The sequence below is a fragment of the Enterobacter sp. RIT637 genome (assembly GCF_019718755.1).
Classification (GTDB): Bacteria; Pseudomonadota; Gammaproteobacteria; order Enterobacterales; family Enterobacteriaceae; genus Enterobacter.
Genome location: NZ_JAIHAZ010000103.1, coordinates 1 through 613, shown reverse-complemented (window position 1 = coordinate 613; position 613 = coordinate 1). Strand labels below are relative to the sequence as shown.

Here is a 613-nt window from a genome sequence, read left to right as displayed (position 1 = left end):
GCCGATTCTTATCCTCATTGTGGCGGTATTTGGCTTTATCGCCCCTAACTTCTTCACCGAGAGCAACCTGCTCAATATTACCCGCCAGGCGTCGATCAACATCGTGCTGGCGGCGGGAATGACCTTCATCATTTTAACCGGCGGGATTGACCTCTCCGTGGGCTCGATTCTGGGTACTACGGCGGTTGCAGCGATGGTGGTCTCGCTTATTCCTGAATTTGCGATGCTCTCCATTCCGGCCGCGCTGATGCTCGGCATGGTGTTGGGCCTGTTCAACGGCGCGCTGGTGGCCTTTGCCGGACTGCCGCCCTTTATCGTGACGCTCGGGACCTATACGGCGCTGCGCGGCGCGGCCTACCTGCTGGCGGACGGCACGACGGTGATTAACTCCAACATCAGCTTCGAGTGGATCGGCAATAACTACCTCGGCCCGATTCCGTGGCTGGTGGTGATCGCCCTGGCGGTCATTGCTATCTGCTGGTTCATCCTGCGCCGCACCACGCTGGGCGTCCACATCTACGCGGTGGGCGGCAACATGCAGGCGGCGCGCCTGACCGGCATCAAGGTCTGGCTGGTGCTGCTGTTTGTTTACGGCATGAGCGGCCTACTCTCC

The 613-nt window shown here is 60.4% G+C and carries 1 protein-coding gene; it reads left to right on the top strand.

Annotated elements, in window-relative coordinates:
* A partial coding sequence (locus tag K5E19_RS23415; protein ID WP_409334614.1) for an ABC transporter permease subunit occupies positions 1-613 on the top strand: 613 nt, incomplete at both ends.